This window comes from Draconibacterium sediminis, assembly GCF_000949475.1.
Classification (GTDB): domain Bacteria; phylum Bacteroidota; class Bacteroidia; order Bacteroidales; family Prolixibacteraceae; genus Draconibacterium; species Draconibacterium sediminis.
Map to the genome: position 1 here is coordinate 2,205,603 of NZ_JRHC01000001.1, position 21,528 is coordinate 2,227,130.

A 21,528-nucleotide genomic window follows, 5' to 3' on the forward strand; every position below is an offset into this window, starting at 1 on the left:
TGATGAAAAAGATTTTTCTTCACCTTCTTTTTGTGGTAATTGTGGTAGCCGATTTAATCGGCGAGTATTTGCAGAATCCCCAAATAGATCATATTGCAAAGCCTTTACTTTTGATATGGATTGCCGGATATTTCTTTTTGTATTCAAAGAATATCGATAAAAAGGTGTTGCAGTATGCTGGTGCAGGTTTTCTCTTCTCTTGGCTGGGCGACTTGTCTATGATGTTTTCAGCCGATTTTACCTGGTTTGTATTGGGTATAGTTTCGTTTCTGGTGGCACAGGTGTTCTATATTTTCCTGTTTTTGCGCACCATCAATCTTTCGGGAAAAACATCGTTTCTGAAAAAGAAACCCATATGGCTAATCCCTTATCTGGCATTTGGTTTAATTGTGTATATCGTGCTTTTTCCACAACTGGATTTAGTACTGCGTTTTGCCATTTTTGTATATATGGTTGCCATTTTAACCATGTCGGCAATGGCACTAAACCGCTTTGGTAATGGTCACCCCATAAGTTTCAGCCTGGTATTTGCCGGTTCGTTGTTTTTTGTTTTGTCCGATTCGCTGATCGCTGTCAATCGGTTTCTTGTTGCAATTCCTTACGAAGGTTTATTTATAATGACAACTTACATTGCTGCCCAATACTTAATAATGTTGGGGCTATTAAAACAATACGAATAAAAAAATCCCGACTTATAAGCCGGGATTAATGTTTCATATGAAACTCAGAGAGTAGGTGTGTTATTATACCCATCCTCTTATCCTTCCCTGCTAGCAAGGAAGGACGATCAGTTGATAGTTTAAAACAAATTCAATGCAATTATTTTAATTGGTCATTTCTTATGAAGGTTAATCGTCTTTCCCTTCCAGGAAGGGAGAGATAGGAGAGAGGGTAGTGATTTGTGTTCCTCATTTTGATTTTAATTCAAAACGAGGAGTTTATGATTACGCAAAAATCTTACTGTTCGAACTAATAATTTTATCGATAAAAATTAATACCGAAACGCCGATAGTAATTCCGGCAATACTCAATGGCAATGTTCCCAATTTGCTGAAGAACGACTCGTAGCCTTCCGATAATCCTTGTCCGGCCTCGGGTAGTAATTGTCCGATTTGGCTGTCGGCCTGCATTCCGGTGTTGCTTACAACGAAAATGGCTGCCAGTAACACCACAAAAAGTATCGAAATAATCCAAAACCCTTTTCCAAGGATCTTTTCCGATTTAATTTGTTCCAATGCACTATCCTCTGCAAAAATTTTATTCATCACCTGCACCGTAAAACCGGAACCTGGTTTTTCCAGTTCCATGTTTTGCAGGAATGCTTTTAATTTTATGTCTTCCAATTCGTTCATAATATAGTGTATAATTCGTCCTTCATTAATTCATTCAAAATAGTATAGAGCTTTTTACGAGCTCTGAAAAGCTTCACTTTTGTATTGCTTTCCGAGAGTTTTGTTACTTTGCTGATCTCCTCGATCGATTGTTCCTCGAAATAATACAAAAGTATCAGTGTATATTCATCTTCCGGAAGTTTGTCCATGGCAGCCTTTATGGCTTGTGCCCTGTTTTCTTCCGGTATTCCATCCAGGTTCATTTCTTCAGCTTCGTCGGCAATCTGCACATCGTCGGTCGATGCAAAATGCATTTTTCGTTTTCTAACCTCCGAAATACAATTGTTATACGTAATGCGGTACAGCCAGGTCGAAAACTTTGCAGTGCCTTTAAAAGTGTGCAACGATTTGTAGGCTTTTATAAAACTCTCCTGTGCCATTTCTTCGGCGTCTTCACGATTTTTAAGAACTTTCATTGCAATGGAAAAAACAATATCCTGGTATCGCTCAACGATATACGAAAAGTAATTGGTCTGTCCGGCCTTTACCTTTTCGATGTAATAGATATCATCTTTTTGCTCCATCTGTCCTTTTGACGTAAGAATGATTTTCTGGTTACAAGTTACGAAGAAAAAGTTTCACGCAGATTTTGCGGATTACACAGATAAATAAAAAACACTAAGAGAGAAAAAAGATTTCATTTTTAAACTTTGTGCTAATAGTTATTACCATAATAGGCACAATAGAAATCACCAGGATATATTTAATAACTACAAAGACTAAAAGAATATGAAGTACTTATTGTTTTCTTTAACCCTTCATCCGTCAGCCGACGGAAACCTACCTGAAATGGAGCGAGCAATGAAGTTTTTTTTTTAATAATGAAATGGCGACAGCAAAAGGGGTAGCTAACTAGCTAATCAAAATCTTTATATAAACTTATAAACTAATGACTTCTACAGCGTCTTTATATAGTATAATAATCTGCGTTTATCTGCGAAATCTGCGTGAAACGATCTATCAGCAAGAAAAAAAATCTGAAAAGTTGTAACCGCCAAAACAAAGTGGCGTCAAAAGAGCGAAAACAGAATAAAAAAACAATTTAAAATTTAATATCATGGAAGGAATTTTCGTACCAATCGGTTTTTTTCTGGCAATCTTCGCCATCTTGTATGTTTACTGGACAACACGTACAAAAGAGCGCCTGGCGCTGGTAGAAAAAGGGCTCGATGCCGGAATATTTAAAGGTGAATGCTCGCAGCTTTCGCTGGTAAAATGGGGAATCTTTTTAATTGCAGTAGGACTGGGAGTAGTTGTTGGCTATTCATTGTCGAACGTAATGGATGAAGTTGTTGCCTTCTTTACCGCAATCCTGGTTCTTGGAGGAGTTGGTTTAATTGTAGCTTACTTTATTACTTCGAAACTTTTGAAGAAGAAAGAGGAATAGTTAGCAGAGGCGATACAATAAAAAAGCGGATGAGTAAAAAAACTCATCCGCTTTTTTATTTTCTGCCGAAAAAAATTAAATCCTTTTTCTATCTCCACTTTTGTGGAGCTAAAAACTGACAATCTATTTTCGTCTCCACGGTTGTGGAGGCCCGTTTTGAAAATCTATTTTTATCTCCACCGCTGTGGAGTTCCATTTTGACAATCTATTTTCACTGCCACGGCTGTGGAGGTCAATTTTGAAATTCTATTTTCGTTTCCACCGCTGTGGAGCTGCTAATTTTACTCCGAATAATAGCGAATTACTTTTCGAATGGCTTCCTGGCACACCGGGCAAAAACCTTCGGCTTCGTTGGTATGCATGCGGCAATCGATATGCGGACTGTAAATTCCTTCGGCCATGTAGCCGCCGCCTTCGTACACACCAACGGCATTTTTATATTTATCTTTTCGTGGTGTTGGAACAGGAGTGTCCTTGTCCACCATGTTTTTCCATTTCTTATCAAAATCAACCAAAGTGGTAATGTTGGGTTCCCATGGTTCAATGTCAAGGTTGTAAAAATCTTCGTATGCCACGGCCGAGTTGTAGTATTCATCGCCCAGTCCGCCAAATCCATGGCCAAATTCATGTACAAAAACCTGTCGGGTGAGTTCGTTGTCGGCAGTGCAAACAGTAACAAAATTGTAAAATCCGCCGCCGCCGTAACGTTCGGTATTTACCAGTACATAAATCTGATCGTACGGAACGCTGGCTGCTGCATCGTAAACCGTTTTCATATCGGCAGTGGTGAGGTAGCGTGGTAAATCAAAAGTGTAATAGCTGGTATTAAAATAAGTGTTTTTATAAATGTGTTCGCCCGGAACATCCGTTCCCGAATTTTCCGAAGGGGCAAAAACGGCATGCACATTAAAGTTTGCTTTCTCCGATTTGAACGGTTCGGTATCGAATAAATAACCCGAAACTTTTGCGGCATCAGCATAAAAATCTTCCATTTCGGCAGCGGTGTAACCTTCAGCCAGAATGGCAATATCTACCTTTTTGGCCGGGTCGCCATTGTTGACAATGTCCTTTGTTTTAAAGGTAGGCGTATCTTCCTTCAAAATAAAATAATCCTTTGGGTCGATATCTGTTGTATATATTGTTTTAAACGTTCCGTCCCACTGGCGGGCATCAATTTCAAGGCGTACATCGTTTTTCGGAAACGGGAAAAACGCCGCCTGGTAAAATGTTTTATTGTTGGTTTTGGCGTCGGCAGTGGTTTGCCATTCCTGGAAAAGCGTGCTAAAACCTTTGCTGTAAATGAGCTCGTCGCTTTTTACATCGAAAACGCGGTAGCGGTAACTTCCGTAGTTAAACACATCAATAAGGTTTGTTTTCGACCCACCCCAAAAAGGCTCCTGTTTCATTTGCTGCGGATACACCACAACTTCTTTACTGTTTCCGCCCAGCAGAAAATCGAAGCGAAAAGTTTTGTCCTTAAAATACGTGTTGAATTTGGGCTGTGCGAACGTTAAAAAGGGGATTATTAACAGAATAAAAGAAAACTTCAACTTCATTTTATGCTCATTTATTATTTTTGGCTGAAAATAAGGATACATATTGACACAAAGAATGACAATTGCAACCACTTTTCTATTAACAATCTTCGAGTTACCAAATTTGTTTGGTAATCTGAACTGATAGCGATTTTTATTCTCAACTATTAATGATAAATTGTTGGCAGAAACGTGCAGAAAGTTGGTTTTGAAGTGGATTAAAATAAACTGAATGAATAACCTTTAGATTTATGAATATTATTTACCGCTATTTACTTGATCATATCCGTGAAATCGGAACAATGGAAATTTTGGCCAAACCCTTGGCCGCATTAATTTGCCTGGTTATTATTGTTTTTGTGGCCTGGCTGTCACATTTTATTACGCGCAAGATTTTTTTGGCGATTGTGCAGCGCATTGCCAATCGTACAAAAACAAACTGGGACAATATTTTAATCGAAAACAGGGTTTTTAAGGGACTGGCACATTTGGTCCCTGCATTTATATTGTTTTATACTGCCGATTATTCGTATCCCGATATTCACCAGCAGGTAAGTGAACTGGCACCGGATGTTTACAAATCTTTATCGCAGGATTATTATTGGGGGCTTAGCCGCTTGCTGACAAAAATAGCGCGAATTTATTTTATTGCGATCATCGTTTTTGTGGCCAACTCAACCTTAAATGCCGCTTTGCAGATTTATAATACTACTGAGTTTTCGCATAATCGCTCGATAAAAGGTTATGTGCAACTGGTGAAAATTTTTGTGTTTTTTATGGCAGGCATACTGCTAATCGCCGTTTTGCTGGGAAAAGATCCTACTGCCCTTTTGGCTGGATTGGGAGCTATTGCTGCTGTTTTATTGTTGGTTTTTCGCGATACGATACTGGGTTTCGTGGCATCGATTCAGCTGTCGGCAAACGATATGGTGAAAATTGGCGACTGGATTCAAATGGAAAAACACAAGGCCGACGGAACGGTTATCGATATAACATTGAATACTGTTAAAGTTCAGAACTGGGATAAAACCATTACCACAATCCCGACATACGCGCTGGTTTCCGAGTCGTTCTTCAACTGGAAAGGAATGGAAGAATCGGGTGGACGACGTATAAAACGCTCGGTTGCCATCGATACCAATACCATTAAATTTTGCGATGCAGCCATGTTGGAGCGTTTCGAAAAGTTCGATCTTATCCGGTCGTATATTCAGGAAAAGGAAAAGGAACTGAGAGAATACAACAAAGGAAAAAATCTGGCTGAGGAAGATTATATCAGTGGTAGGCATCAAACCAATGTTGGTATTTTCAGAAAATACCTGGAGGTGTACCTTCGCCAGCATCCAAAAATTAATCAGGAGCTTACATTTTTGGTGCGCCAGTTGCAACCCATGGGGAAAGGTTTGCCCATTGAGATTTATGTGTTCAGCAGCGATCAGGAATGGGCAAAATATGAGAGTATTCAGGCCGACATTTTTGACCACATTTTTGCCGTTATTCCCGAGTTCGAACTGAGGGTTTTTCAAGAGCCCTCAGGTGCTGATATTGAAAAGATTGCGCGACGGTAATACCAGCGTAAAATACACTGGTTTTTACTTCTTTAAAAAAATAAGTTTCTTACAGTCTGTAAGTAATAATATGTTTTTAAGCATCTGAGATTAGTGATTGTAATTTTTACCTACATTTGTGCTATAATTTGAAACTAACTCAGAAGATTAGAAACATGAAGTCGAATGATTATTTAGAAGAAAAACCGGCTGATATTGATGAGCTGGATGAAAAGATATTAAAGCTTATTACAAAAAATGCCCGAATACCTTTCTTGGAAGTTGCCCGTGAATGTGGCGTTTCGGGTGCTGCTATTCATCAGCGTGTTCAGCGCTTGTTAAATATTGGTGTTGTACACGGAAGCGAATTTATTGTAAGTCCTCAAAAACTGGGTTACAACACCTGCGCATACATGGGAATTTATCTCGACAAGGCAAAGTTCCACACACAGGTTGCCGAAGCTTTACGAAATATTCCTGAAGTAGTTGAATGTCATTACACAACAGGGGCTTATGCTATTTTTGTTAAAATACAAACTAAAACAAACAAGCATTTAAAACGCCTGATCGACGAGCAATTGCAGGATATTGAGGGCATTGCCCGCACCGAAACATTTATTTCTTTAGAACAGGACTTTAAACGACAAGTACCTATAAAATAAAAAAAGGCCGGTTTTAACCGGCCTTTTTTATGCATAAACGTATTGTATCTTAATCTTCTGAGTAAACAAAATTATACGATTCGTCGTGTTGGCTAATGTCCAGACCAACTTTTTCGCCATGAGGAGAAATTCGCATTGGAACAATCATATCGGTTATTTTGTACATTAACATCGAGCCACCGAAAGTGAAAACTCCAACAATAACCAGTGCCAGTAAGTGATATAGGAAAGTGGTGATTTCCCCATGAATCAAGCCTACTTCGTTGGCAAAAACAGCGGTAAACAACATACCTGTAATACCACCCATTCCGTGAGCTGGGAATACATCAAGTGTATCGTCCAGTTTTGATTTGGTACGAAGCGTAATGGCGTAGTTGCTAATAATGGCGGCAATTACACCAATAAAAATACTCGAGCCAACATTCACAAATCCGGCGGCCGGAGTAATGGCAACCAAACCTACAACAAGTCCGATAGCTGCACCAACTGCTGATGGTTTTTTACCTTGCGCTGCATCAAAAAATATCCAGGTTAACATGGCCGCTGCCGATGCAGTATTGGTATTAACCAGTGCCGATGCAGCAATAGAATCGGCTGCCAATGCAGAACCGGCATTAAAACCAAACCATCCGAACCAAAGCATACCAGCACCTAATAAAATATAAGGAATGTTTGCCGGCTTTATTTCTTTGTTAGCGTCTTTTCTTCTTCCAAGGAAAATCGCTCCTGCCAGCGCTGCAAATCCTGCCGACATATGTACTACGGTACCTCCTGCAAAGTCAAGTACTCCCCAGTTACGAAGAAATCCGTTTGGATGCCAGGTCCAGTGGGCCAGCGGCGCATAAATAAATAATATAAAGAGTACCATAAATAACATGTAGGCTCTGAAACGTACTCTCCCTGCGAAAGATCCGGTAATAAGAGCCGGTGTAATTATGGCAAATTTTAGCTGGAACATGGCGAATACGGCAAACGGAAATGTTGGAGCAAAATCGGGATGCGTTCCTCCGTTAACTCCTCTAAACATAAAGAATGTTAATGGATTACCAAACAGACCAAATCCTTCACCTCCGATACTGTCGCCAAAGGCAATACTAAAACCAACTACCACCCATAACACACTTACAATTCCCATGGCAATGTAACTTTGCAGCATGGTAGAAATAATATTTCTCGATTGGATCATTCCTCCGTAAAAGAATGCCAATCCGGGAGTCATTAACAATACCAAACCTGTTGCTGTCAGCATCCATGCGGTATCTCCGGCGTCGAGGTTCGAGGTGTCAATTTCTCCAATTCCAGTAGGTATAATTACGCCAAGAGCGGCAACAATTATCAAAAGGGCCAGAATAAGCCACCAACTTGTTGAATTTTTCATGTCTATAATTTTAAGGTTACTAATTTTAAGCCTGCACAGCATCATACAACCCGGAATTTCAAGTTGAAATTGAGTTGTTTTTTGTTGCTGAAATTAATCTGTCTATACCTGTTTTAGATTTTTATTGCTGTCTGTTTTTATAAAAATCTGTCGTAAAAGTATTAATTAACATGAAAATGGCTACTATTTGTGGAATAATGAAAGTAATTTGAAGTATTAATTAACAAACTGATAATATTTTTGTGTTTTTTGTAAGTCTGGACTTCTTTGTTGTGATTTTGTTACTATATTGTATTTCCGCTTACTTTACTTTGAAATAATGTTAGTTTTTTGATACTTTTGTAGAAAATTGTTAAAGATGACTTTAAGGAATAACTTAGACGACTGGGATTTAAAAATTCTGGATATAATTACCAAAAACGCAAGGATACCTTTTAAAGATGTTGCAAAAGAAGTAGGTATTTCACGTGCGGCTGTGCATCAACGTGTTAACCGAATGGTAGATTTGGAAGTGATCGTTGGATCGGGCTATCACATCAATCCTAAAAAGGTTGATTTCAAAACCTGCACCTACATCGGTATTTTCCTCGAAAAAGGAGGTCTTTTCAGCGAAGTGGTAAAAGGGTTGGAAGAAATTCCTGAGATCGTTGAATGTCATTACACCACCGGAGCATACGCTATTTTTATTAAAGTTTACGCCAAAGATAATGAGCACTTAAAAAATATCTTAAGCGGAAAAATTCAAAAAATTGGTGGTGTTGCCAGTACCGAAACTTTTATTTCTCTTGAAGAATCCTTTAAGCGCACGATTCCTGTTCAGGCCTGAGTTCGTTGCCTGACTGCCTCGTAAATCATTAAAGCAGCAGATACCGAAACATTTAACGATTCAATCTGTCCTAAGATTGGAATTTTTAATTGTTCATCGGCAAGTTTCAGAATTTGAGCAGAAACACCCGTGTCTTCTGAGCCCATAACAATGGCCAGTGGCGATTTCATTTCGGCATTGGTGTATAGTTTGTCGCCTTTTTCGGTGGCAGCAACTACTTTAATGCCCGAGTCCTTCAGAAACCGGACCGTATGGTACAGGTTATTGGTTTTGCAAATTGGAATGTTATGAATAGCTCCTGCCGATGTTTTAACAGCATCGGCACCAATACGCGCCATGCCTTTTTCGGGAATAATAATTGCCTGTACCCCGGCACATTCGGCCGATCGGGCAATGGCGCCAAAGTTACGCACGTCGGTAATCTGATCTAAAACAAGCAGGAGGGGAGTTTTTCCTTCTTCGAAAATTCCCGGAATTACTGTTTCAACATTGTCAAACTCAATAGGCGAAACAAACGCCAGCACTCCCTGGTGATTTTTTCGAGTAATACGGTTTATTTTCTCGATAGGAACGTATTGTACGCCAATCTCGTTTTCTTTAATCAGTTCTTGCAGTTCGGTGATCAGTTCGTTTCGCAAGCCTTTTTTTATCAGGATTCTGTCAATTGTTTTGCCTTTTTTAATGGCTTCGATAATCGCTCTTGTTCCAAACAGAAAATCCTCTTTATCTATTCCTTTTTGTCTCATCATTTTTAATTTACCAGGTTTTTTTAGCCTTCCAGTTTTCCAGCTCTTCGTGGGCATTTTCCCAGTCAAGCATACTTTGTTCCAGGTTCGATTTTAATTGCTCGTATTGCTCAAAAACCGAGTGATCGTCGATATCCCCGGGATTGGCAAGTAACTTGTCCATTTCTTCTATTTCGGCCTCCAGTTCTGCTATTTTTTCTTCGGTTTGAGCTACGCTTTTCTCCATTCGCGAAATGGTGCGGTTGATCTCCTTTTTTTCATCGAACGACAGCTCATCGTTTTGTTTATCCGAAGTTACAACTTTTGCGGCTTTTGTATTCTTTTTCTTGCTTTCCAACTCTTTCATCGACTCCATTTTCTTTCGGTACAGAAAATCGAAAATGCCGCCCAAATGTTGTTTTGCCTTTTTATTTCTGAATTCATAAATACAATTCACTAAACCATCCAGAAAATCACGGTCGTGCGAAACCACCAACACGGTTCCCGAAAAATTGGCCAGTGCGTTTTTTAGAATCTCTTTCGAGCGCATGTCGAGGTGGTTGGTGGGCTCATCCAGAATAAGAAAGTTAACCGGCTCAAGCATCAAACGAATCATTGCCAGTCGCGACTTTTCACCCCCACTTAATACTTTAACTTTTTTTTCGATGTCTTCGCCACGGAATAAAAACGCGGCAAGAATATCCCTAATCTTTGTGCGGATATCGCCAACAGCAATTTCATCTATGGTTTCAAAAACCGTAAGTTCGCCATTTAGCAGTTGCGCCTGATTTTGGGCAAAGTAGCCAATTTTTACATTGTGCCCCAATTTCATTGTTCCACCGTGTTCCAGCTCGCTCATGATAATCCGGGCAAGCGTTGTTTTGCCTTCTCCGTTACGGCCAACAAACGCTATCTTTTCACCATTTTCGATAGTGAGGTTGATATCATCGAGCACGTGCAACGAATCGTAATATTTGCTGATATGTTTGGCTTCAACCACGACGCGACCCGAGCGTGGTGCCGGTGGGAAATTGATTTTCAGAGCTGAGTTATCTTCTTCTTCAATTTCAATCCTGTCCAGTTTTTCCAACTGTTTTACCCGCGACTGCACCTGCACTGCTTTTGATGATTTGTATCGGAACCGTTCAATAAAACGTTCGGTATCTTCAATCATTTTTTGCTGGTTGGTGTAAGCTGCCAAATTAATCTCGCGCTGTTCGGCTTTCCAGTCCATGAAACGGCTGTAATTCATTTTCTGGTCGGTAATTTTGCCGAGTGAAATTTCGATGGTGCGGTTACAAACGGCATCCAGAAAAGCTTTATCGTGCGAAACCAGGATAACGGCTCCGCTGTATGTTTTCAGAAAATCTTCCAGCCACTGAATCGATTCGATATCAAGGTGGTTGGTAGGCTCATCCAATAAAAATACATCGGGCTTTTTTAGCAGCAATTTTGCCAGCTCAACACGCATACGCCAGCCTCCGCTGAATTCGGAGGTCATCCGGTCGAAATCAGTTCTTTCGAAACCAAGTCCCATAAGCGTTTGCTCGAGCTCGGCTTCGTAGTTATCGCCACCCAAAAGCTGGTAACGCTCGTTGTATTCGGTAATCAGGTCGAGTTTCTTTAAATAGTCATCAGAATGATAATCTTCGCTTTCGGCAATTTCCTGGTTTAGGTGCGCTATTTTCTTTTCAATAGCTAAAAGTTCCTCAAAAGCCTGTGTGACTTCATTTTTCAGTGTGCGCGTATCCGAAACCACCATTTGCTGAGGTAAATAACCAACGCTTGTTTCTTTCGGAACGGCTACTACACCTGCCGTTGGATTTTCTATGCCTGTAATAATTTTTAGCAGTGTACTTTTTCCGGCACCGTTTTTACCAATCAGTCCAATTCGGTCTTTTGGGTTAACCAGAAAACTGATTTCTTTAAACAGTTCGAAACCGCCAAAACTGAGATTTATTTTATCTATCGATATCATTCTGTACAAAAATTGCCCAAAGATAATTATTTCGCACAGACAGGGTAGTGCAAAAACAGGTGTGAGATTTCTTGATATTACTTTGTTTACCTATCTCAAAAAATAAGTTGGATTTAAAGGGGATTTTCTATGTTTTGTTTTGAAGTTTGGCGTGATAAAATACGCAAGTGTAAAGTAAATTATCGAGTGTGCTAAATTGAAAAGAGCATTATTTAATGGAGTAAAGAAAGAATTTCTGAAAAAATACTATTTGGTGTTTTAATGATTAATCCGTAACTTGTATGGTGTAACTAAAAAGATAAATTATAAGGGTAGAATATGCATCTTGATTGGTTTATGTTAAGGGGTTTGTAAAATTATCAATCATCTTCAAAAAAAAGCGTCCATAAATGTTCTACCCTTTATTCTGAAACTACAACCGAAATTATATACAAGTTAATTCTCGTCTACAAAAATTAGTGGTATCAAAAAAGAGCTTCAGCTGGATAGCTCTTTTTTGTTGTTTAATTATCTATCGAATTACAAAAATTGCCTGGTTTGAGTTTAGGGCTTAAACAGAAAAAGGAGCCCGGTAATTACCAGACTCCTTTCGTTTTAGTAGCGAGAGGCGGGCTTGAACCGCCGACCTCATGATTATGAATTAGAAATCTTGGGTTTTCTTTAATTTTTATGAATTTGTAAATGTTTGATAACATATTGCATTATAGTTAGTTGTGTGTCTTGTTTGGTAATTTTTATTTTGTTGCTTTTGGATATAATCGTTAAGTTTGTGTGCAAATTGTGTGCAAATTATTTGATTTGTACACGAAAAATTTATTTCGATGTTTAGCTATTCAAACAATGGTATTACCATAGCATCAATCTTAGATCAAAGAAGGGAATTAAAGGAACAAACTTACCCTATAAAGATACGAGTAACTTTTAAAAGAAGAAGAGTTTATTATTCAACTGGCAAAAGTTTAAGTAAAACCGATTGGGAAAAGTTACCGATAACCAAAAGCAAAAAACAGATCTTGTTAAAAACTGATGTTCAACATTCTTTTGATAAAGTTAAGTCGGCAGTTGTGAAATTGGAACGTGATGATAAATTTTCTTTTATAGTCTTAAATAATTATTTAGGAAACGGTGTTGGTGATACCTTGAATGTTTGTTTTAAAACAAAGTTGGATTCATTGCTTCAAAACGATCAGATAAATACCCACGAGTACTATAGTTATACCTTAAAAAGTATTGAAAGTTTTGCTGGAGAAAATATCCCTTTGGATCTTATTACTCCAGAGTGGTTACAGAAATATGAAAAGTTTCTATTAAAAGAAGGAAAATCTTATACAACAATTGGAATGCGAGGTCGCGCTATTCGAACAGTCTTGAATAGTGCGAAAGAAATAGGATTAATAAAGGAGAGCCAATATCCTTTTGGCCGGGGTAAATATAAAATACCAACAGGTAAAGGGCGTAAATTGGCTTTAAATCTGGAGCAGATTAAGAACCTTATTACTTATACTGATGGTAGCGAAGCAACTGAGCACTATCGTGACTTATGGTTCTTTTCCTATCTCTGTAACGGAATCAATTTTGCTGATCTGATTACCTTAAAATATTCCAATATTAAAAATGACGAACTATATTTTATACGATCAAAAACAATCAAAACAGCAAGGGTTAAAAAAGATATTTGTGCAGTAATTACACCCGAGATGCAAGCAATAATGGACAGGTGGGGAACGAAAGATGTAAATCCTGATAATTACATATTTGGCTTTTTAAAAGGAGGTGAAACTCCTTTAGAAATAAAGAAAAGAACCCGGGATGTAATCAGTAATTGCAACAGGCGGCTAAGAAAGATTGGTAAAGCATTGAATATTGCTGGGCTTAGCACCTACACGGCCCGCCATTCTTATGCCACAGTACTTAAAAGATCGGGTGCAAACATTGCTTATATCTCAGAAAGTTTGGGCCATAAGGACCTGAGGACAACAGAAAACTATCTGGCTTCCTTTGAAAAAGAGGAACGGATGAAGAATGCCAGTCTATTAACTCAGTTTGAATAAATTTTGTCATATATTTATATTATATCTATGGCCTATCCCATACAAGCTAGTGCCTAAGATTTGGGCATTGGGAAGTATATGTCGCACCGATGAGGTAGGAAGTATTAGTATGCCAGATCTAAAACGTAAATAAAACGCGAAAAAGAAGAAATTATAATTGTCGTGACAGTACTACGTCAATTTAAAGAATAACTAAAAACAAAAGCTTTAGATAAACTTTTAGACTAACTTAGACATTTAGTGTGTTTTAAATAATTGGATAACTGTAAGTTGGAATGTCTAAATCTCACTATTTAGAAATAAATTAGATATTCTTAGACAAAAAAAGTAGTATGCCCCGTCGCAAACAATACAAAATACCAGCCAGAGAAATGGAAGTTTTTGATGCAATCGTAGCAGAATTGCAGCAAAAACCAGAACTGGCTAATTACGATATGAACACCCTCGAAATATCGGTGAAAAAGAAAATCAATCCCCGTATTCAAAATATTGATAAAGCAATCGAAAACCTGAAAAGGTATATGGTTGTGAACAAAGAATTCATTCGAATGGTGAACGGTGAGCCGATTGTTCTGAAAAAAGATATTGCCAAAATGCTAAAGGTTTCGCGGCCAACCCTTGATAAATGGATTAAGGACGGATTTATAAGCTCTGTAAAATCTGAAGTAATGGACAATACAGAGATCTTTCCACCGGACCTGATTTTGAAACAACTTCAAAATCAAAAGAAGAAAATGTAAAAAAAACTTTTCAGTTTTACATCGATTAACTTTATATCGTTTTACTCCCATTCGAATTTTGCTTAACTCAACCAGAGGATTTATTTCAATATTTAATCACTATTTACTTCTTTTTGTCTCTTTGTGTAAGGCTGTTTATCTGTTTGATTGCCAGTTGTATTCGTTTTTATTTTGCTCCTGAGTTTAATTAAAATTTAGGTGTAACCAAAAAACGGAATACTATGTCAGACATTATTGTAACAACGCCCGATGAACTACGGGCAATAGTAAGTGAGGCCGTATCACAGGCGCTGCCGAAACAGGCTCCCCAACCAAAAATTGATACCATGACTTTAGACGATACTTTGAAATTGTTAAAGGAACATGGCTATCCCACGTCAAAAGCAAAAATCTACAAGTTGACTTCTACTGGTAAAATACCATGCAAAACGTATGGTAATAAGCTGGTCTTTTCGCGGAAGGAGATACTGCTGTGGGCAGAAAATCAGACAAAATCCCGACACGATTCTTCTAAAATAGATTTAACACTTGCCCGAAGTGCCAGACGAAAAATGTAAGCACTATGAAAGACGAGACACAAGAAAACCAAAATAGTCGCCAATACGTCCGCGTTGGAACTACTTTATATAAAATCGTTCAAAGACCGCTTATCAGTGGCGATTTTGTAGAGGAGAAAATCCCCTGGAGTTATGAAACGCTTCGGCAGGATTTCGGGAAAAACAACCTTCCGGAAATCGATAAATACGATGGCTTTTGTATCATCCCTGACCATATTCACTATAAGCAGGTACACGGTACATTTCTAAATCAATACGAACCACTAAATTATAAGCCAGCACCAGGTCAGTTTCCATACATCCGAATGTTTCTTAATCATATTTTCAGAGAGCAAATTGAGCTTGGACTGGACTACATCCAGCTCCTTTACACGAAGCCAACACAAATACTGCCTATTTTGTTGCTGGTTTCCAAAGAAAGCAATACGGGAAAGACAACCTTTCTACGATTTCTGAAAATGATTTTTAGTAAAAACTCGACCTTCAACAATAACGAAGATTTTCGCAGTCAGTTTAATGCAGATTGGGCAAACCGACTTTTGATACTGGTTGATGAGTTGCTTATCAATAAAATCGAAGATACCGAGAAAATAAAAAATCTCGCAACTGCTATTGATTATAAGATGGAAGCAAAAGGCAAGGACCGGAAAGAGATTGAATTCTTTGCCAAATTTGTGCTTTGCTCCAATAAAGAACACAATCCCATCATTATCTCCAGGGAAGAAATCCGTTTTTGGATCCGAAAGGTGCATACAATAGAAAAGGACGATGTTTACCTGAAGGAGAAAATGGCTAAGGAAATTCCGTACTTCCTGCACTTTCTTCTTCACCGGGAACTTTCTACAAAAGATCAGTCACGTATGTGGTTTAGCCCCGCAGCGATAGAAACACCGGCTTTAAGAAAGGTAAAAAGATACAATGTCAATAAAGTAGAGATTGAACTGGCTACCTACTGTTACGATGTTATGGATGGTTTAGCACTGGATAAAATGTGGTTCTGTCCCAAAGACCTCACAGAGGTAATACGTGAAGCCGGTTTACGCGCAGACATTGGTTTGGTTCGTAATATTCTCAAAGACAACTGGGGGCTAAGCTCACATAAGAATAGTGAATACAGTTTTTATTATATCGACCCAAACGGAGAAATAGCTCCGGTGAAAAGAAAAGGGCGATATATGGAGATCACAATGTCTCAAATCAATAAAATCCTGTTGTAATGTTGTGGACCTCTATGTAAGTATTTGAAATATAGTAAGTAAAACATAACAACAATACTACAACAACGACACAACAAAATCTGGTTTGTTGCAAACAAATAACCACATTCAAACTGCTTGTTGCAGACTTGTTGCTTCTGTAAGCAATTGAATCACTTTTGGTTAATCATGTTTTGCAACAAAACAACAAAAAATCAACACTTATGGCACTGTCAGAAATAAAACAACTAAGTATCAGGGATTATCTCAATATGAATGGGATCCGGCCTAAGAAAAATTTTAATAGCTACGGTATGTATTTATGTCCATTTCGTGAAGATCAAAATGCAAGTTTAAAAGTGGATTACCAGAAAAATATCTGGTATGATTTTGGAATCAACGAAGGTGGTTCAATTATAGACCTCGTAATGAAAATGGATCGCTGTTCTTTTTCTGAAGCTGTCACCCACTTGGAAAAACTTACTACCGTGCCCAAACGGAATTATTTTTCTTTTCACCGGGAAAATGAATTGAATAATACGAAAGGCAATGAATTGTCAATTACCGTTCGTGATGTCCGGAGCATCTCTCATCCAAAACTGGTTGACTGGGTAAATACCAGAAAGATTGATTTGTCGTTGGCAAATCTGTATTGCCGCGAAGTCCACTACCAGAACCGTGATCGGATGTACTACTCAATTGGATTTGGTAATGATAGTGGAGGTTATGAACTGAGTAGCCCTTCGAGGTTTAAAGGTTGTGTTCCTCCCAAAGAAATTTCAACTGTAAAGAATGCCAGTTATGTCTGTCTGGCTTTTGAAGGATTTTGGGATTTTCTTGCCTACTTGACTTTACAAAAAACCGAAAAGACACCATACGATGTGGTTGTTCTAAATTCGGTGGCCAACGTCCAAAAGGCACTTCCTTTTATAAAAATGCACACCAATATCTTTGCTTATTTTGATAATGATGTAAGTGGACGAAATGCCTTTCAGAAAATTAAATCATCCTGTCCGCAAGCTCGCGATATGTCCAAACGATATTCCATTTACAAGGACCTGAATGACTATCTATGCTCCCGGATGCGGATAATAAAAGACCGGCGGCTGGGACTTTAATGAAGTGATTTATGAGTTCGGAGAAATTGATTCACCGACCTGAGAAGACCTCGAAAAGTCACTAAGAAATAACTACGGGGGGAGGGGACTGCAAGATGTGTTTTTATTACCATAAAAACCTTCGGTATCTTGTCTGGCAGGAGCCCCTGGTTTTGACCAGACCAACATGCAGTCCCCTCCCCAAAAACAAAACGAGAGTAAACTATGCGACCAAAATTACCGGAGCACGAAAAACGAACCGAGATCATCCGGCTGCTTCTCACCAAAGAGGAAAAGCAGCGACTGGATAGTTTGGTGCGTGCCGGGAAGTTTGGCTGTCGGAGTGATTATATACGCTATGCCATATTTCGGAGATCAGTTAAGAAAGAAGTTCACTTGGATCCGGAGACAAAAGAGCAGCTGAATAATCTGGACTATGAATTGAATAGGATTGGTGTAAACCTGAACCAGCTCTCTAAAAAAATGAATTCATTTTCTACTTACAATGTTGGAGATAATGACCGACACTTACTAAAACAGGCTTTTCAGATGATGATGCAATGCCTGGCTTTTTTACAAAAACACCTGCACTAAGTTTTTACCATGGTCATCGTAATCCATCAATCTGGCAATACTCAAAATGCTTTGTTTTACAACGAAAAGAAAGTAAAGCAGAAAAAGGCACACTTCTATAAGAGCGGCAATACGCCAACCATAAATCCTTTTGCCGGAACAAAACAAGATCGGCTGAATATTCTGAAAGAGATTGAAAATAGAAACACTCGGGTGAAAAAGAAGGGTTTGCATATTTCGGTGAATCCAACGGTAACAGACCTGGTTAAACTGGGAGACAAGGGAATTCGTACCGAAATCGGAAACCTGATGGAGCATTTGGGCTATGGAAACCAACCATACTTTGTTTATAAGCATTCAGACATTGACCGCACACACTTTCATATTGTTTCGACACGTATCGATTGCCAGACCGGGAAGAAAATCAAAGACAATTATGAGAAAGAGAAAACGCAACGTTTCATTAAATCCCTGGAGCAAAAGTATGATCTTACCAAAGAACAAAACCATGTACAATCCAATTTGAAATTTTCTGCAGGTAGCAGAAACCTCAAACAGAACCTAGAGAGTTTATTTTATCAGCTGAATCAAATCGAATCAATAACTACAAAACAGTTTTACGACAAATCGCTGGAGCTTTTTAATGTTGAGATCAGGAGATCGGGAAGGGGGCATGTTGCTTTTATCACAGATGAATTCGGGAATCCGATTCGTTACCCGATCCGGCTTTCCGAGTTTCAGGAAAGGCCAAGGTTTTATTTTACAGCAAAAGCTGAACAGGAAATCCAAATTCCGACACAGGTAATTGATCAATTTCAGTTGGCACAATGGGCGAGAGATCTGAATCGGTTGGTGGAGAAAAGTAAAGGACGTAAAAAGGAGCTAAATATGAAATATAAGGTGAAGAATAGAGATCGGGGAATGAGTCTTTGAAGCTAATTGTCTTGGGATTTAAGGAACCTTTCAAAATAAAGATTTATTTTATCTGATTCCCATTTTATCAACGAAAGGTTTAGTAAGGTGGAAATCAGTGGTGAGAAAATGATGGCGATTTTTATGAGCTAATTAATTGAAAATACTATAACTACCCTTAATCATAAATAATTAATCTAAAACTTTTAAAGTAGCCATAATCCTCTTCATCGACCTCCTGATTACATGCCATAATACAATGAAGTGATGCAAACTTGTATTTATATATTCTGATAATTTTGATTATTGAGTTAATGTGTAATTTATGGATTCTCAGGAAACTGGGGATCTTTTTTGGACAAATGAAAAAATGGCGAAAATAAGAATAACTGGCTCAAGTGTTTTAGTTAGTGAATATTAGGTGGGAGTGATGGTGAAGAAATTTTTGAATTTGAAAAAATGTAATTTGATTAAAAGTTATAGAGATCGCAAAAAAAAGGGCATTTAAATTCAGTCGTCCAACAATTATGAACAATGTAGGTTTCTCAAAAAGGAGCAATCTTTTCAATGAAACATTTCTTACAATTTGTTACATAAACTAAAATGCCCATAAAATCGACTTAAAATGTAACATTTAAAGGAGCTTTTGTATCGTTGATGGAAGCGAAACCAATAGGCGCAAAATATCTTTGATTCATGATAAACCAATAATTCTGAATCGAGATGAAACAACAAAATGTTTTTACAGTTGCAATTATAATCGCCTTGGGTGGTTTCCTATTTGGTTATGATATTGCTATGATGTCAGGAACCACCACTCAATTAGAAACTTTATACAATTTAAATAGCTTTTGGCTGGGTTTTACTGTGGCTGTTGCTATTATTGGGACCATCATTGGTACATTAATAATAGGTAGGCCTGCAGAAAAATATGGTCGCCGCAAATCATTAATTGTATTATCTGGTCTTTTTGCCTTATCAACTTTAGGTAGCGCTTTTGCAATAAACTGGACAATGCTTCTGGTGTGTCGTTTGATAACAGGTGTGTTACTGGGGTGTATAACAGTAGTAACTCCAATGTTTATCGCAGAGATTTCACCGGCAAAGAAACGCGGACAGCTGGTACTAATGAACCAATTTTTTGTTGTAGCTGCCATATTCTTGGCATTTGCAATTAATTATCTTCTGGCAAATATAATTGAAAGCAACTCTTGGCGTTGGATGATTGGAATCGAAGTCCTGCCTGCTACACTTTTCTTTTTATTACTGAATTTAGTTCCTGAAAGCCCACGTTGGCTAATCAATAAAGGAAGAAGCAAAGAAGCTTTAGGTGTTTTTCTACGTATAGGAGCAGAAAGACCTGAAGAGGAAGTTCGAAATGTAAAAGAATCAGTAGAACAGGGAGAGGCAATGGGACATGGCAAATTATTCGTTAAGGAAAACCGTTTCCCAATACTAATTGCGATTCTAATTGCGGCCTTCAATCAGCTGGCAGGTATCAATGCCATAATGATTTATGCTCCGCGTGTTTTCGAGATGGCTGGCTTTGGGACCAATGCATCGCTCTTACAGTCGATTTCTGTTGGTGCAACCAACTTACTTTTCACGTTCGTAGCATTATTTTTAATTGACAAATATGGCCGTCGCACATTGCTAATGGCAGGTTCGATTGGTATGGTATTTTTCCTCGGAATGTTATCAAAAGCATTCTTTACCGAAAACTACTCGGAACTGGGTGGCTATGGTGTCATGATTTATCTAATGGGATTTATCGCCTTCTTCGCATTTTCGCAAGGTGCTGTACTTTGGGTCGTTATCTCAGAAATCTTCCCAAACAAAGTTCGCTCTCAAGGACAAGCGCTTGGAAGCTTTACCCATTGGATTTTTGCAGCTGCCTTAATTTGGGGCTTTCCAGTACTGAACAATACTGTTGGTGGAGGTATTTCATTCGGTTTTTTCACAATAATGATGGTTTTACATTTCGTCTTTGCATGGAAAATACTTCCTGAAACTAAAGGAAAATCATTGGAAGACATTCAAAAAGAGCTAATACGATAATAATCACTTTAAAATGGATATAAAAAATAACGAAATTTTGTGTATTGGAGAGGTGCTGTGGGATTGTCTACCATCGGGAGCAAAGCCTGGAGGAGCGCCAATGAATGTAGCACTTCATTTAAATGCAATTGGGTTAGATGTGGCTATTGCGAGCAGAATTGGGAACGACGAGTCAGGTAAAAAACTGAAAGATTTTCTAAAAAGGTCTGGTGTTACTACGAAATACATCCAAACCGATGAATTTCTTTCAACCAGTGAGGTTTTGGTCCATCTGGATGATAATAATAACGCTACCTATGAGATTTGTGAACCGGTTGCCTGGGACAGTATTCTTTTAACTGACGAATTAGTCAAAAAAGCAAAAAGTTCAGGCTTGGTTATATACGGTTCCTTGGCTTCACGTAATCCACTAACGCGAAAGACCATTCTGAAAATGTTGGATAATGAAGGTATTAACCTTATTGATGTAAACTTCCGTGAACCTTATGATTCTCAAGAAGTCGTTGAACAGCTACTGGAAAAAACCGATATAGTAAAATTAAACGATGATGAACTAGTGGTTTTTGCGCAGTGGTACAACAAACATAAAGACGATGAAAAAAGTCTGATAAGGTGGTTTGTAGCACATTACAATATAAAAATGGTTTGCTTAACGAAGGGCGAAAATGGTGCTTTGTTGTATTGCAATGGCGAATTTTATGAACACCCTGGTTTTAAAGTAAATGCGGTTGATACCGTTGGTGCAGGAGACGCATTTCTTGCCGGATTAATTGCATCTCTTCTAAATAAAAAAGAACCTGCCGATGCATTGGCTTTTGCTTGTGCAACAGGAGCATTTGTTGCATCAAAAGAAGGAGCGACTCCAAGGTACGACATGGCTGAAATTAATGAAATTTTATCAGGAAACTAAATAGG

The 21,528-nt window shown here is 38.4% G+C and carries 20 protein-coding genes; 14 read left to right on the forward strand and 6 right to left on the reverse strand.

The features are described 5' to 3' along the window. Positions 1-2: 2 nt before the first annotated feature. Entirely contained in the window at positions 3-680 is a 678-nt protein-coding gene (locus LH29_RS23735) for a lysoplasmalogenase (protein WP_052670700.1), read from the forward strand. Between the two features lie 264 nt (positions 681-944). Here LH29_RS23735 and LH29_RS08600 read toward each other — a convergent pair whose 3' ends face one another. Together LH29_RS08600 and LH29_RS08605 are read right to left on the reverse strand one after the other, a co-directional pair. Then, a complete protein-coding gene (locus tag LH29_RS08600) occupies positions 945-1,352 on the reverse strand; it encodes a hypothetical protein (RefSeq protein WP_045027758.1) in 408 nt (135 codons plus the stop codon). Beyond that, the gene (locus tag LH29_RS08605) at positions 1,349-1,915 is read right to left on the reverse strand and encodes an RNA polymerase sigma factor (protein WP_045027761.1); all 567 of its coding nucleotides are present in this window, start codon (positions 1,913-1,915) and stop codon (positions 1,349-1,351) included. Before LH29_RS08605 ends, LH29_RS08600 begins: the two co-directional genes overlap by 4 nt. Positions 1,916-2,448: 533 nt before the next feature. On the opposite strand from LH29_RS08605, the gene LH29_RS08610 reads away from it, so the two are divergent. Next, the gene (locus LH29_RS08610; protein ID WP_045027763.1) at positions 2,449-2,778 is read left to right on the forward strand and encodes a DUF6249 domain-containing protein; all 330 of its coding nucleotides are present in this window, start codon (positions 2,449-2,451) and stop codon (positions 2,776-2,778) included. A 281-nt stretch (positions 2,779-3,059) separates the two neighbouring features. On the opposite strand, the gene LH29_RS08615 is transcribed toward LH29_RS08610, so the two are convergent. Then, positions 3,060-4,334, reverse strand: coding sequence for a M64 family metallopeptidase (locus LH29_RS08615; RefSeq protein WP_045029052.1), 1,275 nt, complete (start codon positions 4,332-4,334; stop codon positions 3,060-3,062). A gap of 230 nt (positions 4,335-4,564) precedes the next feature. On the opposite strand from LH29_RS08615, the gene LH29_RS08620 reads away from it, so the two are divergent. Further along, entirely contained in the window at positions 4,565-5,881 is a 1,317-nt protein-coding gene (locus LH29_RS08620; protein ID WP_045027766.1) for a mechanosensitive ion channel family protein, read from the forward strand. Between the two features lie 155 nt (positions 5,882-6,036). Continuing rightward, positions 6,037-6,522 (forward strand): Lrp/AsnC family transcriptional regulator, encoded by a 486-nt coding sequence (locus LH29_RS08625; RefSeq protein WP_082063498.1) that lies wholly within the window; start codon positions 6,037-6,039, stop codon positions 6,520-6,522. 49 nt (positions 6,523-6,571) lie between these two features. Here the strand turns inward: LH29_RS08625 and LH29_RS08630 are convergent, their stop codons facing one another. After that, positions 6,572-7,900, reverse strand: coding sequence for an ammonium transporter (locus LH29_RS08630; protein ID WP_045029054.1), 1,329 nt, complete (start codon positions 7,898-7,900; stop codon positions 6,572-6,574). A gap of 358 nt (positions 7,901-8,258) precedes the next feature. Between LH29_RS08630 and LH29_RS08635 the strand changes: the two genes are divergently transcribed. Continuing rightward, a complete protein-coding gene (locus LH29_RS08635; protein ID WP_045027768.1) occupies positions 8,259-8,726 on the forward strand; it encodes an Lrp/AsnC family transcriptional regulator in 468 nt (155 codons plus the stop codon). Here LH29_RS08635 and rlmB read toward each other — a convergent pair. Next, entirely contained in the window at positions 8,717-9,475 is a 759-nt protein-coding gene (rlmB, locus tag LH29_RS08640; RefSeq protein WP_198152381.1) for a 23S rRNA (guanosine(2251)-2'-O)-methyltransferase RlmB, read from the reverse strand. The two genes, LH29_RS08635 and rlmB, sit on opposite strands and share 10 nt — an antisense overlap. A gap of 7 nt (positions 9,476-9,482) precedes the next feature. Further along, on the reverse strand, positions 9,483-11,429 hold the full coding sequence (gene abc-f / locus LH29_RS08645; RefSeq protein ID WP_045027774.1) for a ribosomal protection-like ABC-F family protein: 1,947 nt from the start codon (positions 11,427-11,429) through the stop codon (positions 9,483-9,485). Positions 11,430-12,250: 821 nt separating this feature from the next. Here abc-f and LH29_RS08650 point away from each other — a divergent pair. The 9 genes from LH29_RS08650 to LH29_RS08690 all read left to right on the forward strand — a co-directional run bounded on the left by LH29_RS08650 (position 12,251) and on the right by LH29_RS08690 (position 21,523). Further along, entirely contained in the window at positions 12,251-13,480 is a 1,230-nt protein-coding gene (locus LH29_RS08650) for a site-specific integrase (protein WP_045027776.1), read from the forward strand. 332 nt (positions 13,481-13,812) lie between these two features. Next, positions 13,813-14,220: a MerR family transcriptional regulator gene (locus LH29_RS08655; RefSeq protein WP_045027779.1), complete on the forward strand. Its 408-nt coding sequence runs from the start codon at positions 13,813-13,815 to the stop codon at positions 14,218-14,220. Between the two features lie 221 nt (positions 14,221-14,441). Beyond that, positions 14,442-14,777, forward strand: coding sequence for a helix-turn-helix domain-containing protein (locus LH29_RS08660; protein ID WP_045027782.1), 336 nt, complete (start codon positions 14,442-14,444; stop codon positions 14,775-14,777). A gap of 5 nt (positions 14,778-14,782) precedes the next feature. Next, complete coding sequence (locus LH29_RS08665; protein ID WP_045027783.1) at positions 14,783-15,994, forward strand: primase-helicase family protein; 1,212 nt, start codon at positions 14,783-14,785, stop codon at positions 15,992-15,994. A gap of 203 nt (positions 15,995-16,197) precedes the next feature. Further along, positions 16,198-17,091 (forward strand): CHC2 zinc finger domain-containing protein, encoded by an 894-nt coding sequence (locus tag LH29_RS08670; protein WP_045029055.1) that lies wholly within the window; start codon positions 16,198-16,200, stop codon positions 17,089-17,091. A 204-nt stretch (positions 17,092-17,295) separates the two neighbouring features. Then, entirely contained in the window at positions 17,296-17,664 is a 369-nt protein-coding gene (locus LH29_RS08675) for a ribbon-helix-helix domain-containing protein (protein WP_045027791.1), read from the forward strand. A 9-nt stretch (positions 17,665-17,673) separates the two neighbouring features. Then, a complete protein-coding gene (locus LH29_RS08680) occupies positions 17,674-18,576 on the forward strand; it encodes a relaxase/mobilization nuclease domain-containing protein (RefSeq protein WP_045027794.1) in 903 nt (300 codons plus the stop codon). A gap of 702 nt (positions 18,577-19,278) precedes the next feature. Further along, positions 19,279-20,613: a sugar porter family MFS transporter gene (locus LH29_RS08685; RefSeq protein WP_045027796.1), complete on the forward strand. Its 1,335-nt coding sequence runs from the start codon at positions 19,279-19,281 to the stop codon at positions 20,611-20,613. A gap of 13 nt (positions 20,614-20,626) precedes the next feature. Beyond that, a complete protein-coding gene (locus LH29_RS08690; RefSeq protein ID WP_045027798.1) occupies positions 20,627-21,523 on the forward strand; it encodes a carbohydrate kinase family protein in 897 nt (298 codons plus the stop codon). The last annotated feature ends 5 nt before the right edge of the window (positions 21,524-21,528 follow it).

Bases quoted from the DNA above. Each gene is read 5' to 3' on its own strand.
- LH29_RS08685 (WP_045027796.1), top strand. From the start codon at position 19,279: ATGAAACAACAAAATGTTTTTACAGTTGCAATTATAATCGCCTTGGGT.
- LH29_RS08620 (WP_045027766.1), top strand. From the start codon at position 4,565: ATGAATATTATTTACCGCTATTTACTTGATCATATCCGTGAAATCGGA.
- LH29_RS08660 (WP_045027782.1), top strand. From the start codon at position 14,442: ATGTCAGACATTATTGTAACAACGCCCGATGAACTACGGGCAATAGTA.
- LH29_RS08635 (WP_045027768.1), top strand. From the start codon at position 8,259: ATGACTTTAAGGAATAACTTAGACGACTGGGATTTAAAAATTCTGGAT.
- LH29_RS08610 (WP_045027763.1), top strand. From the start codon at position 2,449: ATGGAAGGAATTTTCGTACCAATCGGTTTTTTTCTGGCAATCTTCGCC.
- LH29_RS08615 (WP_045029052.1), bottom strand. From the start codon at position 4,334: ATGAAGTTGAAGTTTTCTTTTATTCTGTTAATAATCCCCTTTTTAACG.
- LH29_RS23735 (WP_052670700.1), top strand. From the start codon at position 3: ATGAAAAAGATTTTTCTTCACCTTCTTTTTGTGGTAATTGTGGTAGCC.
- LH29_RS08605 (WP_045027761.1), bottom strand. From the start codon at position 1,915: ATGGAGCAAAAAGATGATATCTATTACATCGAAAAGGTAAAGGCCGGA.
- LH29_RS08655 (WP_045027779.1), top strand. From the start codon at position 13,813: ATGCCCCGTCGCAAACAATACAAAATACCAGCCAGAGAAATGGAAGTT.
- LH29_RS08665 (WP_045027783.1), top strand. From the start codon at position 14,783: ATGAAAGACGAGACACAAGAAAACCAAAATAGTCGCCAATACGTCCGC.
- LH29_RS08690 (WP_045027798.1), top strand. From the start codon at position 20,627: ATGGATATAAAAAATAACGAAATTTTGTGTATTGGAGAGGTGCTGTGG.
- LH29_RS08680 (WP_045027794.1), top strand. From the start codon at position 17,674: ATGGTCATCGTAATCCATCAATCTGGCAATACTCAAAATGCTTTGTTT.
- LH29_RS08600 (WP_045027758.1), bottom strand. From the start codon at position 1,352: ATGAACGAATTGGAAGACATAAAATTAAAAGCATTCCTGCAAAACATG.
- LH29_RS08630 (WP_045029054.1), bottom strand. From the start codon at position 7,900: ATGAAAAATTCAACAAGTTGGTGGCTTATTCTGGCCCTTTTGATAATT.
- LH29_RS08650 (WP_045027776.1), top strand. From the start codon at position 12,251: ATGTTTAGCTATTCAAACAATGGTATTACCATAGCATCAATCTTAGAT.
- LH29_RS08675 (WP_045027791.1), top strand. From the start codon at position 17,296: ATGCGACCAAAATTACCGGAGCACGAAAAACGAACCGAGATCATCCGG.
- abc-f (WP_045027774.1), bottom strand. From the start codon at position 11,429: ATGATATCGATAGATAAAATAAATCTCAGTTTTGGCGGTTTCGAACTG.
- rlmB (WP_198152381.1), bottom strand. From the start codon at position 9,475: ATGATGAGACAAAAAGGAATAGATAAAGAGGATTTTCTGTTTGGAACA.
- LH29_RS08625 (WP_082063498.1), top strand. From the start codon at position 6,037: ATGAAGTCGAATGATTATTTAGAAGAAAAACCGGCTGATATTGATGAG.
- LH29_RS08670 (WP_045029055.1), top strand. From the start codon at position 16,198: ATGGCACTGTCAGAAATAAAACAACTAAGTATCAGGGATTATCTCAAT.